This is a genomic window from Faecalibacterium sp. An192 (genome assembly GCF_002160175.1).
In the GTDB taxonomy this organism is placed as follows: Bacteria; Bacillota; Clostridia; order Oscillospirales; family Ruminococcaceae; genus Faecalibacterium.
The window spans coordinates 102,442-115,888 of record NZ_NFKB01000004.1; the positions used below are offsets into that span (position 1 = coordinate 102,442).

Below are 13,447 nucleotides of genomic sequence, written 5' to 3' on the forward strand. Positions count from 1 at the left end.
CAAAGCTGTGCCCCGGTTTGACAATGGGCACAGCCTTTTGTTCTTTTGCAGGGTCCGGCAGCAGTGCGCTGCCTTGTCCCTGTATTATAACGGGTTGCGGCGGCGGTTGCAATGGGTCCCACTGCTTTTGCCAGCGAAGCGGGGCCGCAAAGTTTTTCCATCCGCCGCAGCCTTCTTTATCCTTGCTTCCGTTCCCTTATATTATAGCCCAACTTGTCCAGTGCCGGCAACAGGGCCCGCAGAATCAGGGCCGTCAGGGCTCCCATCGCCAGGCCCAGCACCAGCATCACCGGCGCATAGTAGAGGGACATGGAGGAGGAAATAATCACTCCCGCCCCCAGCAGCTGGCCTACATTGTGAGCGAAGGCGCCGCAAACCGACAGGATGAACCAGGTGGGACGCAGCGGCAGCACATCGTACAGCAGCCACATCACCAGCAGCGACAGCAGGCCGCCGCACAGGGAGAGAAATCCCGCCGTGGGACCTGAAACCAGAAAGACAAACAGCGCCTTGAGCAGATCCAGAATCAGGGCCTGTTTGGGGCCCATGAACAGCAGGGCGTACATCACCACCACGTTGGCCAGGCCCAGCTTCATGCCGGGCAGCAGGCCCGGGATGGTGAGGGTGCCCTCGGCGAAAGAAAGGGCCATGGCCAGGGCAAAGAGCATCCCCGAAAGGGCAATCTGTTTGGCTTTACTTCTCTCCTGCCTGCGCATGGGCTGCCTCCTGCGGGGCATCAGTCCCCGCTGCTCTCGGTTGATTCAAGCGAACGTTCATACTGCTCCTGCTCCTCGACGGCGGCCTCCCAGGCGGCAAAGAGCTCCTCCTGGTGGAAACGCAGATCTTCCAGCTCGTCGCTCTTCTGGCGCAGCAGCTGGGGATCGTTGTAGACCTCCGGCGAGTTGATTTCGTTGTCCAGCTCCACCTCGCGGGCGCCGCACTTTTCCATCTCCTCTTCACAGGCCTTGATTTTGGCCCGCAGCTCGGCACGGCGGCGGCGCTGTTCTTTGCCGTAGCCGACTTTCACAGTGTCGGCCTTTTCCTGGACTTGCGCAGCCGGGGCGGCACGGCCCATCAGGGCGTCGTAGCTGGGATAGAGGGTGGCTTTGCCGTCCTCCAGGTAGAGGATGGGACAGGCCAGACTGTTCATCAGGTGACGGTCATGGGTGACCAGCAGCAGAGTGCCGGTATAGGCCATCAGGGCCTCGGTCAGGTTCTCACGGGTGTAGATGTCCAGATGGTTGGTGGGCTCGTCCAGGAACAGCAAATTGGGCCGCTCCAGCACGATCTCCGCAAAGCGGAGACGGGCCAGCTCGCCGCCCGACAGAGAAGCGCAGTCCTTAAAGACGTTCTCCCCCCGGAAGCCCAGCCGCGCCAGGTGACTGCGGACTTCCAGCTCGGTCATCTGGGGGTATTTGTCCCAGATGGCGTCGATCACCCGGCCTGCGCCGGCGCGGTGCTGCTGCTGTTCAAAGATGCTGGGCCGTGCACCGGTGCCCAGACGGACCATGCCGCCCGAGGGGCGCCGGCGGCCGTCCAGCACCTGCATCAGGGTGGACTTGCCTGCGCCGTTGGGGCCGGCAATCACCAGACGCTGGCCGCGGCAGACGGTATAGGTAAAGGGTTCCAGCAGAACCCGGTCCCCGATGCGGATGGTCAGGTTTTTCAGGATGACCAGCTCGTTCCAGGGCTCCACGTCGTACTCAAAACGGAAATTCAGCTTGTTGGTTTCGTCTTTGGGCGCTTCGGTGATCTCCAGCTTTTCCAGCTGTTTGCGGCGGCTCTGGGCCATTTTGGTGGTGGAGGCCCGCACCAGGTTCCGGTCGATATAGTCCTGCAGTTTCTCCGCCAGGGCTACGTCAGCGTCGTGCTGCTTCTGGCGCAGGGCATCGGCAGCCTCCTTCTGAGGCAGATAGGCCGAGAAGTTGCCCTTATAGGTGGTCATGCTGTGCCCCGAGACTTCCCAGATCTTGGTACAGACGTTGTCCAGGAAATAGCGGTCATGGCTGACCACCAGCACCGCGCCGGAATAGCCTTTCAGATAATTTTCCAGCCACTCCATGGTGGTGAAATCCAGGTGGTTGGTGGGCTCATCCAGGATCAGGATGTCGGGCTTTTCCAGCAGCAGCTTTGCGATCCGCAGACGGGTCAGCTCGCCGCCCGACAGGACCCCCACGTTCTTCCCCCAGGTGTCCTGAGGAAAGCCCATGCCGCCCAGCACCTTCTTGATGTTTACATCCATGTGGTAGCCGTCGGCAGCGTCCACCACCGCCTGAAGGGCGGCGTGCTGCTCCAGCAGGGCCGGGTCCGTCTGGTTGACGGCCATCTTTTTCTCCACAATCTGCATCTGCGCCATGGCGTCCAGCACCGGCGCAAAGGTGGAGCGCATCTCGCCGTAGACATCCAGGGTGTTGTCCAGCTTGGCGTTCTGGGCCAGATACCCCAGGGTGACGCCGTGAGTCAGGCTGAACTCGCCGTTATAGTCGGTGTATTCACCGGTCAGGATTTTGAGAAGGGTGGTCTTGCCGGCGCCGTTCTGGCCCACGATGCCGATGCGGTCTTCCCGCTCGACACTGGCCGTCACGTTCTCCAGCACGATCTTCTCCCCAAACGTCTTGCCGATATGTTCCAGATTCATCAACATCGTTTTTCTTCCCCACACTCTGCGTCGGGGTCCGGGGTTCTGTGCTCAGAAACCTCAGACCTGATGACGCCGGTTTTTCTGCCCCACGCGGGCCAGCTCATCCGGTTCCATGACGATGGGATAGAGCTGCTCCAGGGCGTCGATCTCATAGGTCGGGCTGACCTGGCCCGGGTTTTCCGCATGGGCCCGGTTGAGCCAGCAGGTATCCAAACCGGCATTGATGCCGCCCTGGATATCGCTGGTCAGGCTGTCACCCACCACCAGCACGTGCTCGCGGTTCTCCACCCCCAGGGTTTTGAGGGCGGTATCAAAAATCTTGCGATTGGGCTTTTCGCTGTCCGACCGCTCGGACACAAAGACTTCCTCCATGAAAGCCGCCACGCCGGACTCCTTCACACGGCGGCTCTGGACTTTGTCAAAGCCGTTGGTGACGATGGCCAGGGTGGACACCTCCGCCAGCTCATGCAGCACATCCAAAACGCTGCCCGGCATCAGGTCGGGATGGGTGGACAGCTGATTGAGATAATAGCGGTTCATCTCTGCGCCGTTGCCGGCTGCGCCGATCTCCTTCAAAAAGCGGGTAAAACGCTCATTCATCAGCTTGTCGCGGCGGATCTGGCCTTTTTCCAGCTGACGCCAGAGGCCCTCGTTGATTTCGCGGTACTTTTGTACGTTCTCGTTGGAAGGCTCAATGTTGTACTGGGCCAGGGTTTCGGCCAGAGCCTTGCTCTCGGCCGCATCAAAGTCCAGCAGGGTGTTGTCTGCATCAAACAAAATGCAGTAGTATTTTGCCATACGTCTTCCCTCTCTTTCAAATGTCTTTTACAAGGCAAAGCCAGCCCCGTTTACGCAGAGCTGGCCCTGTCGTATCACTCGTTTACCATCGCGTACCCGCCCGCATCGTCGGTCTGCTGGGGCCGGTTGTCAATGCAGCGGCGATCCACGGGTGTCTCGCCGCCACAGCCGCAGCCATCATCCTCGATGGGGCCGGGATCTACAATCTCCCACTCCATCTCATAGAAATCGACGCTGCCGTCGGTCACATTGCCGAAGCCAGGCTTGCTGACGACAAAATCTTCCTGCTGCATCCTTGGGGTTCCTCCTCTCCTACAGGGCTTTGGGGATGGCTGTACACCCTTGCGGGGATGCCATCCGGATATACCTCAGCCTATGCAGGCAGGAGCCAGGAGGTGCCTGTGGAATCAGTCCACCCGGAACAGGCCGTCCATCACTTCACCCAGCACACTGTCGGAAGAATCCGAACTGTCGCCCCGGGAGGCGGAGCTGCTGGAGGACGAACCGGGCCGCGGGGCCTCGGGATCGTCATTGACCGAGCTTGCCTGGGAGCTGGACGAGGAACTACTGGAGGAAGGCTTGCTGCTGGAATTGGAGCTGGAGTTCGAAGTCGAGCTGGACCCGGAGCTTGAACCAGAGTTGGAACTGGAGCTGGAGCTGGTAGAGCTCGAACTGCTGCTGGAGCTGCCGGAGCTGGACGAACTGCCGGAAGAAGAGGAGCTGCTCGACGAAGAACTGCTGGAGCTGGAACTGGAACTCGAGCTGGTGGACGAAGAAGCGGAAGCCTCCTCCGAGGGCTCAGACGACGAGCTGGAGGACCCGGACGAGCTGGACGAAGAACCAGAAGAACTGGAGGACGAGCTCGACGAGCCGGAAGAGCTGCTGGAGCTGGAGCTCGAGCTGGAACCAGAGCTCACGCCGCTGTCAAAGGAAATGTTCAGGGTGTTGCTGACCACCTGGCTGTCGTTGTAGGTCAGGACAGCGTAGACGCTGTAGGTCTGGTTGGCCAGGACGGGGTCCACAATGAAGGTGATGGAGGTCTTGCCTGCGGCATCCTCCGACTCAACGCCGTTGACATACCAGCGCAGGTTTTCTGCCTTGGCATACTGGCCGCTCAGCTTGGCTTTCAGGGTGTAGTTCATCCCGAAGATACCGGAGCCCTGCCCGGAGATTTCCACCGAGGCGCGGGAGAACACAGCGGTCACATCCAGATTCTGCTTGAAGCCGCTGTCGGTACGGGTGCGGCTGGTGACGCCATCGCTCCAGTTGACGAAGAAGTAGCCCTCGGCCGGGACAGCCGTCACGGTGACAGACTCATCCGCAGACACGTTGAAGAGCAGAGAGGTCTGGCCGGAGGAATCGCCGCTGGTCAGGGTGCCGCCGGTCTGGTCGATGCGGTAGCGGGCCTCAAAGGTCTCGCCGTCGGTCGCCTCGGAAGAGCTGGACGCAACCGGATCGCTGGGATTGCTGGTGTACTCCAGGGTACGGGTGGGAATGTTGCTGGTATCGGGACGGCGGTCCTCGGTCTCATAAGCGTGGGTGGTCAGGTAGTTCAGAACTGCCTTCAGGCCGCTGCTCTTGAGGTGGATATCGCCGCCGATATAGTAGTCGTCCAGACCAAAGCCGGTGGAGGGGTCCTTCAGCACCTCGGCGCTGTTGAGGAACTTGACGCCCAGGTTCTCGCACATGGTCAGCAGAGCCATGTTGAAGTCATCGATCTTCTGCTGCGAGATGGAGGGATAGTTGGAGTGGTCCTGGGGGACCGGTGGAATGGTGTTGACAATGATATCGGTATAAGGATAGCTGGCCTGGATATCCTGGATCAGCTGCGAATAATAGCCGATGAAAGTCTCCACTTCCATGGCGTTGTCGTTGGTGCCCAGGGTGATGACCACACGGCGGGGCTTCATCATCGCCACGGCCTGGGCCATGGTGTAGCGCTGATCGGTCCCCTTAAAGGTGACCAGCTCCTCCGAGAGGGCGCTCTGGATGCCGATGCCCTCCTTGGCACAGAACTGCTGAAGGGTGATCAGGCCGTTGTTGTACAGACGAACGGTGTTTGAATCGCCCAGGAACAGGGTGTCATTGAGGTAGGCCTCTCCGGCGTCTGCCGTCTCGGTCAGCAGAGCGAAGGACTGGGTGTCCACCTGATAGTGGTTGGCCAGATCGTCCGGCTCCTCGACCTGAGGGATCGAGCTGGCGGAGTCTCCGCCCCGGGTGGAAAGGAGTACATAGGTGACGCTGGCCGTAATCAAAATGGCCAGCGCACACACAGCACATACAAGAATTGCCTGTTTCTGGATCGGTGTCATAGACTGTGAATTTCGACTCATGATAACTTCCCCATCTTCTCCGTCAGAGCGACTCTCCCAACAGGAGGTCGGTCAGTTGTTGGCAGCTTTCAGCATAGAGCTTGGGGCCAAACGGCGCCAGCTCTTCCCTGCTGCCGTAACCATACAGCACAGCGGCGGCGTCCAGCCCACAGGCGGCTGCACCCCGCATATCGTCGTGCCGGTCGCCCACCATCAGGGCGCGTTTGCCCTGGAGCAAAGGCTGGTCCAGCACATACTGCACCACCTGCGTTTTGGTGTCGCGGCTCTTGTCCATGGATGCACCGGCGATCAGGTCCAGCAGAGGCGCCAGCCCCTGTTCTTCCAGGATCGGGGTTACAACCTGGGTGGGTTTGGATGTGGCTGTGCAGAGGGTCAGGCCCGCAGCCTTGAGGCGGCGCAGCATATCGGCTGCGCCGGGGTAAGGCTTGCACATATGACATCCCCGGACAGCATAGCTGCTCCGGTAAAGCTCTGTGGCCCGCTCAATCTCGGCTTCGTCGGTGTAATACTCGGCAAAGGTCTTGCGCAGAGGCGGACCCACATAACGCATCAGGTCCACGCCGGTGATGTCCGTCCCCATGGTGTGGAAGACCTCCCGCAGCGTGAAAAGAATACCCGGGGCGGAATCCAGCAGGGTTCCGTCCACATCAAACAGGACAGCATCGTAGGATAACAAACGGCGCTCCTCCTTCTATTGTGATGGATATACAGTAGGTAGTATAGCACAATTTGCCCCAATGGGCAATTCCAGGGTGATGATTTAACGAATTTTCCATTTATATCCTAAACAAGTCCGGCCGCAAAAACAGCTTGTCCCCGCGAAAAGCAACGCAAAACGCCCGTCCCAGGCGATGGGACGGGCTGCAAAGGGAATGTTTGGCTTCAGAGCAGCGTCATCAGCAGATGGGGTTGTTGTTGTCGGTGCAGCAGCCCTCACCGTCATAAGACAGGTTGTTGGTGACGAACTCCAGCTTATCCTTGAGCACCAGCTCCAGGTTGGCCACGGCGTGGACCATGTTGGTGGCAGAGTCGTTGATCTCCAGCAGCTTGCACAGGTCGATGCCATCCATATTGAGGGCGGTCTTCATCTTCTGGCTCTCGGCGCAGAGGATGTAGCTCAGGGCGCTCTCCTGCATGGCGATGCTCTCGAACAGGTCCAGAACAACCTGATGCAGCGAATGGGCCTCGATCTTGGGGCAAGTGGTATTGATGGTGGTCATAGCGGATATCCTCCCTTTCATCTGTTTTGGATACGCCAGTCTATGCCGCCGACCTGCCATGTGTGCAGAAGGTCAGGTTTCTTCCTGTTCCGGCTTCTGCATCCGCTCAATGATGGTCTGATAGCCGCCGGCTCCGTACTGAATGCAGCGGTTGATCCGGCTGATGGTGGCGGTGCTGATCTCCGCCGACTTGACGATCTGCTCGTAGGTCTTGCCCTCCAGCAGGAGCTTGGCAGCCTCCAGCCGCTGGGACATGTCGGAAATTTCCTTCACGGTGCACAAGTCATCAAAAAAGCGATAGCACTCTTCCCTGTCCCGAAGGCTCAGAATCGCATCAAAGAGCGAGTCGGTCAGGGCGTTACGTCTGGGATTTTTGTCTGTCATGGGACGGCCTCCTGTATTTTCCTGCGGCGTCATTGTCCCTCCACTTTAGCATGGGAAAGCGTAAAAGTCAAGAGGTCGAAGGATCTTTTCTGCCAGGAGAACGCAAAAAGAGGGCGCTGCCCTGTGACAGGCAGCGCCCCCGACGGGGTTTGGTTGTGGGTGAATGGCGCAAAAACGCTTACTTCACCATGCTGGCGACTTCAGCTGCGAAGTCGTCGGAACGCTTCTCCAGGCCCTCGCCCTTCTGGAAGCGGGCGAACTTGACGATCTTGATGTCGCCGCCCAGCTCCTTGGCCACCTTAGCGGTGTACTGAGCAACAGACAGGTCGCTGTCCTTGACGAACTCCTGGTCAACCAGGCAGTTCTCCTTGTAGTACTTCTTCAGCTTGCCCTCGATCATCTTGATCTTGACAGCCTCAGGCTTGTTGGCGTTCTTGGGATCGCTGGACATCTGGACCAGCATGATCTCCTTCTCCTTGTCGATGACCTCAGCGGGAACGCTGGCCTCGTCCAGGTAGCTGGGGTTGGCAGCAGCGATCTGCATAGCGATGTCCTTGCCGTAAGCGGTGAACTCGGGCTTTGCAGCGATCTCATCGGAAGTCTCGAAGTTGACCAGAACAGCGTGGGTGCCGCCGCCGTGCACATAAGCTGCGCAGGGGCCCTCGTAACGGACGAAACGGCGAACCTTGATGTTCTCCTTGATGACCAGGATCAGCTGCTTCAGAGCGTCGTCCACGGTGGTGTCGCCCATCTTGCAGTTCATCAGAGCATCGATGTCAGCGGGGTTCTGCTGCATGATGACCTTGGCTGCTTCCTTGACGAACTCGACAAACTTCTCGTTCTTGGCGACGAAGTCGGTCTCAGCGTTGACCTCGATGACCACGCCGACCTTGCACTCAGAGCAGTAATCAGCGTAGACCATGCCCTCGGCGGCCACACGGCCGGCCTTCTTGGCAGCAGTGGCCAGGCCGCGCTCACGCAGCAGCTCGACAGCCTTGGCGAAATCGCCGTTGGCATCGGTCAGAGCCTTCTTGCACTCCATCATGCCGCAGTCGGTCTGCTTGCGCAGTTCCATAACGTCCTTTGCAGAAATAGCCATTGTAATCCTCTCCTATTCTATCGTTGCCTGTTGGTGCCGGAGAAATCAGGCGTTGGCAGCTTCCTCAGCGGGAACAGCCTCCTGGTTGCCCTGCTTGCCCTCCAGAACGGCGTCAGCCATAGCGCCGGCAATCAGCTTGACAGCGCGGATAGCGTCGTCGTTGCCGGGGATGACCCAGTCGATCTCGTCGGGGTTGCAGTTGGTATCAACGATGGCAATGATGGGGATGTGCAGCTTGCGAGCCTCGGAGACAGCGATGCGCTCCTTGTGGGGGTCAACGATGAACAGAGCCTTGGGCAGGGTCTTCATGTTCTTCACGCCGCCCAGGTACTTGTCCAGCTTCTCCATCTCCAGCTCCAGCTTAGCGACTTCCTTCTTGGGCAGCAGCTCGAAAGTGCCGTTCTCCTGCATCTTCTTCAGCTGCTCCATGCGGTCGATGCGCTTGCGGATGGTGCGGAAGTTGGTCAGCATGCCGCCCAGCCAGCGAGCATTGACATAGTGCATGCCGCAGCGGTTGGCCTCGTCACGGATGGACTCCTGAGCCTGCTTCTTGGTGCCGACGAACAGGATCTCGCCGCCCTCAGCTGCGACTTCCTTCACGTAGTTGTAAGCCTCGTCCAGCTTCTTGACGGTCTTCTGCAGGTCGATGATATAGATGCCGTTGCGCTCGGTGAAGATATACTTCGCCATCTTGGGGTTCCAGCGGCGGGTCTGGTGACCGAAGTGCACGCCTGCTTCGAGAAGCTGCTTCATAGAAATGACTGCCATGATAAATTACCTCCAAATTGTTTTGACCTCCGCACACCGTGATCTGCCCTCCCCGCATGGTACAGGGCGGCAGACTGCCCTCCACTTCCGAAGAAGCACAAAAGGGCATAGTGATGCGTGTGTGATGGTTGATCGGCGCACCGGCCCGTTTGACCGGACACACCTTAAATATAATAGCACAGCTCGGGCCCGGATGCAAGACCAATTTTCGCATTCCGGGGCGGTTTTTACCCGTTTTCTTCCAGAGAGATTCCCATTCGGTCCAAAGCATAGCCTTCCCCGAACATCAGGTCGTATTGCAGCAGCCAGTGATTGTTCCGCCAGCGCTCCTGCTGCGGGGTCAGGCTGTCGGCCACCGTGCCGTTCCAGATGATGGTTTTGCCGCCGGTGCAGCTGCGGTATCCATAGCGGAGCTGCCGGTTCAGGTACTGGAAATAGAGGGGCTGTTCCAGTCCGAAAACATCCATCATCACCGGCGACACCTCATAGGCGGCGATGGTGCCCAGATCCACCTGGGCATTGCTGTAGTTGGACCACATCAGCAGCGTGGTCTGATGGAGGGCCGGGTCGGAGCTGTCGGCGCTGGCATAGCCGGTCTGGGTGTACACATCGTAGCCCGAGTCAATGGGGTTATAGTGGTCACCCCAGAAAACCAAGATCACCGGCTCGTCCACCTGGGAGAAATAGCTTACCAGCTGGCCCAGCAAAGCGTCCGCATCCCGGACGCCGGTGGCGAAGTCCTCCAAAGCGCCGATGGTGCTCTGTTTGAGGCCGGCCGGCGCACTGGTGACGTGGACCCGTTCCTCATCCGGATAGTTGGCCGCGTTGTAGTTGGTGTGGTTCTGCATGGTGACGGCATGGAGAAAAACCGGCGCGTCCGAGGATTCTTTCAGACGCTCGTACTCCTGGATGATCTGTTCCCCCATAGAGGCGTCGGTGACCAGGCCGCCCGGCCAGTAGTAGCTCCGCACCTTGTCCACCCCGCGCATATCCTCCAGGCTGATGAAATCTTCGAATCCCAGGTTGGGATAAGCAGTGTTGCGGCTCCAGTACTTGGCATAGTAACAGTGGACCGCCGCGGTCTGATAGCCCTGGCTCTTGAGGTAGGAAGGCAGGGCAAACATGGGCTTGGTGACGTGCTGCTGATAGGGCTTGCAGCCCGAGGGCAGAAAGCTCACCGAATAGCCGGTCAGGGCCTCAAACTCCACGTCACAGGTGCCGCCGCCAAAGCTGGGGCTGTACACCTTGCCGTAGGCACTGGTCTGCTGCAGAGCATGGAGATTGGGCGAGACGTCGGTATCAAAGGTGACGCCGTATTGCTCCAGCTCGCTCACATCCCAATAGGACTCGTCCATCACATAAATAATGGTGGGGGTCTTTTCCACCTGGGCGGGGTCGGTGGCGGCGCCGTAGCTGGTTGGATAATTGGGGCCGGTCTCAAAGTGCTGGGCGGCCTCCACGTCATCCAGCAGCGCGTTGACAGCCTCCTCGGTGTAATCCTCGGGGGCATTGATTTCCAGGTTGGTGAGGTTGGTCATAAACCCGGTGATGACTCCGTACCAGCGGTAGTAGCGGTCCTGCATCCAGGCGTCGGAATAGATGCCGAACCACTGGGTGGCCGCCGGCTGCAGGTAAATCCCGAAGATCAGGGTCAGCAGGGCCGCCAGCGAAGCGGCCACGCTGACCAGCCGCACCGGCAAAACCATTTTGTCGCGCCTGCGGTAGAGAAAAAATGCCAGCACCGTCAGCGCCGCCAGCAGAACGCCGGAACAGATCATGCTGGTCTGAACCTTCAGGCCGGCAGCGGCCGCCACGCCGGCGGCCTCCTCCACCTGGGTCAGGTCCCACGGGAGAAAGGGTTCACCCCGCAGCTGCAGGGTATAAAAGTTGACCGTTGCAGGCACCAGACCGGTGCACCCGGACAAAAAAGTGGCCAGCGGGGCCAGACGGGTGACGGTGTCTACCACCATCCAGATCAGAAACAGGAACAGCCAGGACAGCAGATAGGACTCCAGATGAGGCTGGATATATTCTGCCCAGGTCTCCCCTGTCAGCTCGCCCCGCGCCACCCACTCGGTCAAAACCAAAAAGATCAGGGATGCCGCAAACGGAAAAATCCCCCGGGCGATCAATACGCCCAGGGAAGCTGTCGTCTGTTGTTTGTATTTCATACGAACTCCACTTCCTGTTTTTCTTTCGGTGCGGGCACCCGGCCCGCAGCGAATCCGAATCCTATTATAGCGCAATTCGACCTAAAGTCTACTCATATTCTTGTGAAATTTTCCATCTTGACCGATAATTATTTGCCCAGAAGCCGTTCCAGAAGGCCCTGTTTTTTATCCTCCTGCCCATTGTCCTCCGGCAGTTCGGTGCTGACCAGAAGGGCGTCGGCACCGATCTTTTCGATCTCGTCCCACTCGATCACCAAAGTTTCGCCGCGGCCCAAAAGCCCAAACAGCTTGGGCCGGCCCAGCATCAGGAGCTTTTCAATTCTGGCGTGTTCGGGGTCGATGACCATATCGTCAATCTTGCCCAGGCAGGCCCCTTCTTTGAGCTGGACCACTTCTTTTTTGCTCAGTTCACGGAATGTCACGGTACGCTCCCCCTTTCGGCCCGTCCTGTACCGGACAGCACAGGGCGCGGGCTGTCGCTGCGCTTCGCAGGAAAAACCAGTGGAAATCACTGGCCCCGATGTGTTATACTATGCAGTACAAAGAAAAATGTGTATCGAATCCGGCTTCCGGGCCGGATCAGGAGCTAAGATTATGTATAAAAATGTTATTTTTGATCTGGGCGGCGTCATGGTGGACTTCAGCCCCAAGGACTTTCTGCTGGATCGCTTTTGCAACAGCTCTACCGAGGACAAGGTCTACCGGCTGACCTTCGGCAGCGAGACCTGGAAGAAGCTGGACGCCGGCCTGTGCTCCCGCTACGAGGGCAATCAGGCCATGCTGGCCGCCGCCCAGGCCGAACACTGCGGTTTTGAGGTGCAGGAAGTGCTGGAAAACTGGACTTCCATCCTCCGCCTGCGCCGCCGGATGGTGGAGCTGGTTCGCCGCCTGAAAAACCACGGCTACTGCGTCTACTACCTGAGCAACATCCCCGAGGACACCCTGGCTCTGCTGATGAGCCGCGGTCTGGAAGGTCTTTTTGACGGCGGCGTGGCCTCCTGTGAAGTCCACATCAACAAGCCGGACCCCCGGATCTACAAAGAGCTGCTGAAAAAGTATCAGCTGGTGGCCAGCGAGTGCATCTTCATTGATGACAGCCGGGCCAATGTCCAGACCGCCTTCCAGCTGGGCATGAACAGCATTCAGATGAAAGACAGCGTGGACACCCTGGTCCGCAGTCTTGCCACCTGCAACGTAACGTTGCGCTGAAAACCAAAACAAAGCTCCCCTGCCGCACGCCCTGAGAGGATGCGCGGCGGGGGAGCTTTTTCAGATGGAGTTACTTCTTCTGGTAGTTCTGGCAGAAGTGCGGGGTCTCGGTCTGCTGGTTGCAGCTGCCCGAGGCGCAGTGCTCGGTCACCTTAATCTGGGGCAGATTGCACTTGCAGCAGTCCACGTTGTACATGCACTCGCCGACATCGCAGATAACACCTTTGTTCTCCATGTTTATCACCTCTCTTCGCAAGCAGTATGCCCGCAAAGAGAGAAGCTTATACAAAGCGTGGGGTCTGGGGATTTTTACCAGGCGGCCAGGTCGGCTCCCAGCTTGCGGCAGGCATCCTGAACGTCGCTGTCGGGAGTCTCGTTGCAAATCAGCCCCTCTTCCTGGAACAGGACTGCGCCGTCCCCTTTGACGCGGTCGCACCAGTCCCGCATCCACTGGCCGTCACCCCAGCCATAGGAACCGAACAGGGCCACTTTCCGGCCGTTCAGGCACCCCTCCACCGAGGAGAACATGGGCTCGAACTCGCTCTCCTCCAGCTGTTCGGCCCCCATGGCCGGGCAGCCGAACGCCAGAACATGATACCCCTCCAGCGCGGCCGGGGTGACATCGGCACAGGAGAGAATGGTGCCGCTGGCGCCTGCGCCTTCTGCGATGCAGTTGGCCATGATCTCGGTGTTTCCTGTAGCGCTCCAGTAAATGATTGCAACCTTGTTCATTGTGTTCAGACCTTCTTTCCTTGACAGTAGATTACAGTACAAAATAGTTAGTTACAACTAATTCTCTCCCCTGCAAAAAGCGCTGGCTGTCC

15 protein-coding genes are annotated in these 13,447 nt (G+C 58.8%); 1 reads left to right on the forward strand and 14 read right to left on the reverse strand.

From position 1 onward, the window contains the following. Nucleotides 1-176: 176 nt before the first annotated feature. The 12 genes from B5F27_RS02645 to B5F27_RS02700 all read right to left on the reverse strand — a co-directional run bounded on the left by B5F27_RS02645 (nucleotide 177) and on the right by B5F27_RS02700 (nucleotide 11,836). A complete protein-coding gene (locus B5F27_RS02645; protein ID WP_087245660.1) occupies nucleotides 177-716 on the reverse strand; it encodes a Gx transporter family protein in 540 nt (179 codons plus the stop codon). A 20-nt stretch (nucleotides 717-736) separates the two neighbouring features. After that, nucleotides 737-2,644, reverse strand: a complete 1,908-nt coding sequence (locus B5F27_RS02650; protein WP_087245658.1) for an ABC-F family ATP-binding cassette domain-containing protein — start codon at nucleotides 2,642-2,644, stop codon at nucleotides 737-739. A gap of 54 nt (nucleotides 2,645-2,698) precedes the next feature. Further along, nucleotides 2,699-3,439, reverse strand: a complete 741-nt coding sequence (locus B5F27_RS02655) for a YjjG family noncanonical pyrimidine nucleotidase (protein ID WP_087245656.1) — start codon at nucleotides 3,437-3,439, stop codon at nucleotides 2,699-2,701. A gap of 74 nt (nucleotides 3,440-3,513) precedes the next feature. Beyond that, on the reverse strand, nucleotides 3,514-3,732 hold the full coding sequence (locus B5F27_RS02660; RefSeq protein WP_087245654.1) for a hypothetical protein: 219 nt from the start codon (nucleotides 3,730-3,732) through the stop codon (nucleotides 3,514-3,516). A gap of 114 nt (nucleotides 3,733-3,846) precedes the next feature. After that, nucleotides 3,847-5,772 carry an SGNH/GDSL hydrolase family protein gene (locus tag B5F27_RS02665; RefSeq protein ID WP_242962039.1) on the reverse strand — a complete coding sequence of 642 codons (1,926 nt, stop codon included), beginning with the start codon at nucleotides 5,770-5,772 and terminating at the stop codon, nucleotides 3,847-3,849. Nucleotides 5,773-5,794: 22 nt separating this feature from the next. Beyond that, nucleotides 5,795-6,448: an HAD hydrolase-like protein gene (locus tag B5F27_RS02670; RefSeq protein ID WP_087245650.1), complete on the reverse strand. Its 654-nt coding sequence runs from the start codon at nucleotides 6,446-6,448 to the stop codon at nucleotides 5,795-5,797. 220 nt (nucleotides 6,449-6,668) lie between these two features. Beyond that, on the reverse strand, nucleotides 6,669-6,992 hold the full coding sequence (locus tag B5F27_RS02675; protein ID WP_087245648.1) for a hypothetical protein: 324 nt from the start codon (nucleotides 6,990-6,992) through the stop codon (nucleotides 6,669-6,671). A gap of 72 nt (nucleotides 6,993-7,064) precedes the next feature. Beyond that, the gene (locus B5F27_RS02680) at nucleotides 7,065-7,376 is read right to left on the reverse strand and encodes a YerC/YecD family TrpR-related protein (RefSeq protein ID WP_087245646.1); all 312 of its coding nucleotides are present in this window, start codon (nucleotides 7,374-7,376) and stop codon (nucleotides 7,065-7,067) included. Between the two features lie 178 nt (nucleotides 7,377-7,554). Continuing rightward, nucleotides 7,555-8,475 (reverse strand): translation elongation factor Ts, encoded by a 921-nt coding sequence (tsf, locus tag B5F27_RS02685; protein ID WP_087364490.1) that lies wholly within the window; start codon nucleotides 8,473-8,475, stop codon nucleotides 7,555-7,557. 45 nt (nucleotides 8,476-8,520) lie between these two features. Then, complete coding sequence (rpsB, locus tag B5F27_RS02690) at nucleotides 8,521-9,243, reverse strand: 30S ribosomal protein S2 (protein ID WP_087245642.1); 723 nt, start codon at nucleotides 9,241-9,243, stop codon at nucleotides 8,521-8,523. Between the two features lie 227 nt (nucleotides 9,244-9,470). After that, nucleotides 9,471-11,414 carry an LTA synthase family protein gene (locus B5F27_RS02695; RefSeq protein WP_087364492.1) on the reverse strand — a complete coding sequence of 648 codons (1,944 nt, stop codon included), beginning with the start codon at nucleotides 11,412-11,414 and terminating at the stop codon, nucleotides 9,471-9,473. Between the two features lie 128 nt (nucleotides 11,415-11,542). Beyond that, complete coding sequence (locus B5F27_RS02700) at nucleotides 11,543-11,836, reverse strand: YlmC/YmxH family sporulation protein (protein ID WP_087245638.1); 294 nt, start codon at nucleotides 11,834-11,836, stop codon at nucleotides 11,543-11,545. A gap of 172 nt (nucleotides 11,837-12,008) precedes the next feature. Between B5F27_RS02700 and B5F27_RS02705 the strand changes: the two genes are divergently transcribed. Beyond that, nucleotides 12,009-12,623, forward strand: coding sequence for an HAD family phosphatase (locus B5F27_RS02705; RefSeq protein WP_087245636.1), 615 nt, complete (start codon nucleotides 12,009-12,011; stop codon nucleotides 12,621-12,623). 70 nt (nucleotides 12,624-12,693) lie between these two features. On the opposite strand, the gene B5F27_RS02710 is transcribed toward B5F27_RS02705, so the two are convergent. Together B5F27_RS02710 and B5F27_RS02715 are read right to left on the reverse strand one after the other, a co-directional pair. Continuing rightward, nucleotides 12,694-12,858 (reverse strand): DUF1540 domain-containing protein, encoded by a 165-nt coding sequence (locus tag B5F27_RS02710; RefSeq protein WP_087364494.1) that lies wholly within the window; start codon nucleotides 12,856-12,858, stop codon nucleotides 12,694-12,696. A gap of 74 nt (nucleotides 12,859-12,932) precedes the next feature. Then, on the reverse strand, nucleotides 12,933-13,355 hold the full coding sequence (locus B5F27_RS02715; protein WP_087245632.1) for a flavodoxin: 423 nt from the start codon (nucleotides 13,353-13,355) through the stop codon (nucleotides 12,933-12,935). Nucleotides 13,356-13,447 lie beyond the last annotated feature (92 nt).

Coding starts and splice junctions, on each gene's coding strand:
- B5F27_RS02715 (WP_087245632.1), bottom strand. CDS start 13,355: ATGAACAAGGTTGCAATCATTTACTGGAGCGCTACAGGAAACACCGAG.
- B5F27_RS02705 (WP_087245636.1), top strand. CDS start 12,009: ATGTATAAAAATGTTATTTTTGATCTGGGCGGCGTCATGGTGGACTTC.
- B5F27_RS02645 (WP_087245660.1), bottom strand. CDS start 716: ATGCGCAGGCAGGAGAGAAGTAAAGCCAAACAGATTGCCCTTTCGGGG.
- tsf (WP_087364490.1), bottom strand. CDS start 8,475: ATGGCTATTTCTGCAAAGGACGTTATGGAACTGCGCAAGCAGACCGAC.
- B5F27_RS02650 (WP_087245658.1), bottom strand. CDS start 2,644: ATGTTGATGAATCTGGAACATATCGGCAAGACGTTTGGGGAGAAGATC.
- B5F27_RS02655 (WP_087245656.1), bottom strand. CDS start 3,439: ATGGCAAAATACTACTGCATTTTGTTTGATGCAGACAACACCCTGCTG.
- B5F27_RS02660 (WP_087245654.1), bottom strand. CDS start 3,732: ATGCAGCAGGAAGATTTTGTCGTCAGCAAGCCTGGCTTCGGCAATGTG.
- rpsB (WP_087245642.1), bottom strand. CDS start 9,243: ATGGCAGTCATTTCTATGAAGCAGCTTCTCGAAGCAGGCGTGCACTTC.
- B5F27_RS02665 (WP_242962039.1), bottom strand. CDS start 5,772: ATGAGTCGAAATTCACAGTCTATGACACCGATCCAGAAACAGGCAATT.
- B5F27_RS02675 (WP_087245648.1), bottom strand. CDS start 6,992: ATGACCACCATCAATACCACTTGCCCCAAGATCGAGGCCCATTCGCTG.
- B5F27_RS02680 (WP_087245646.1), bottom strand. CDS start 7,376: ATGACAGACAAAAATCCCAGACGTAACGCCCTGACCGACTCGCTCTTT.
- B5F27_RS02710 (WP_087364494.1), bottom strand. CDS start 12,858: ATGGAGAACAAAGGTGTTATCTGCGATGTCGGCGAGTGCATGTACAAC.
- B5F27_RS02695 (WP_087364492.1), bottom strand. CDS start 11,414: ATGAAATACAAACAACAGACGACAGCTTCCCTGGGCGTATTGATCGCC.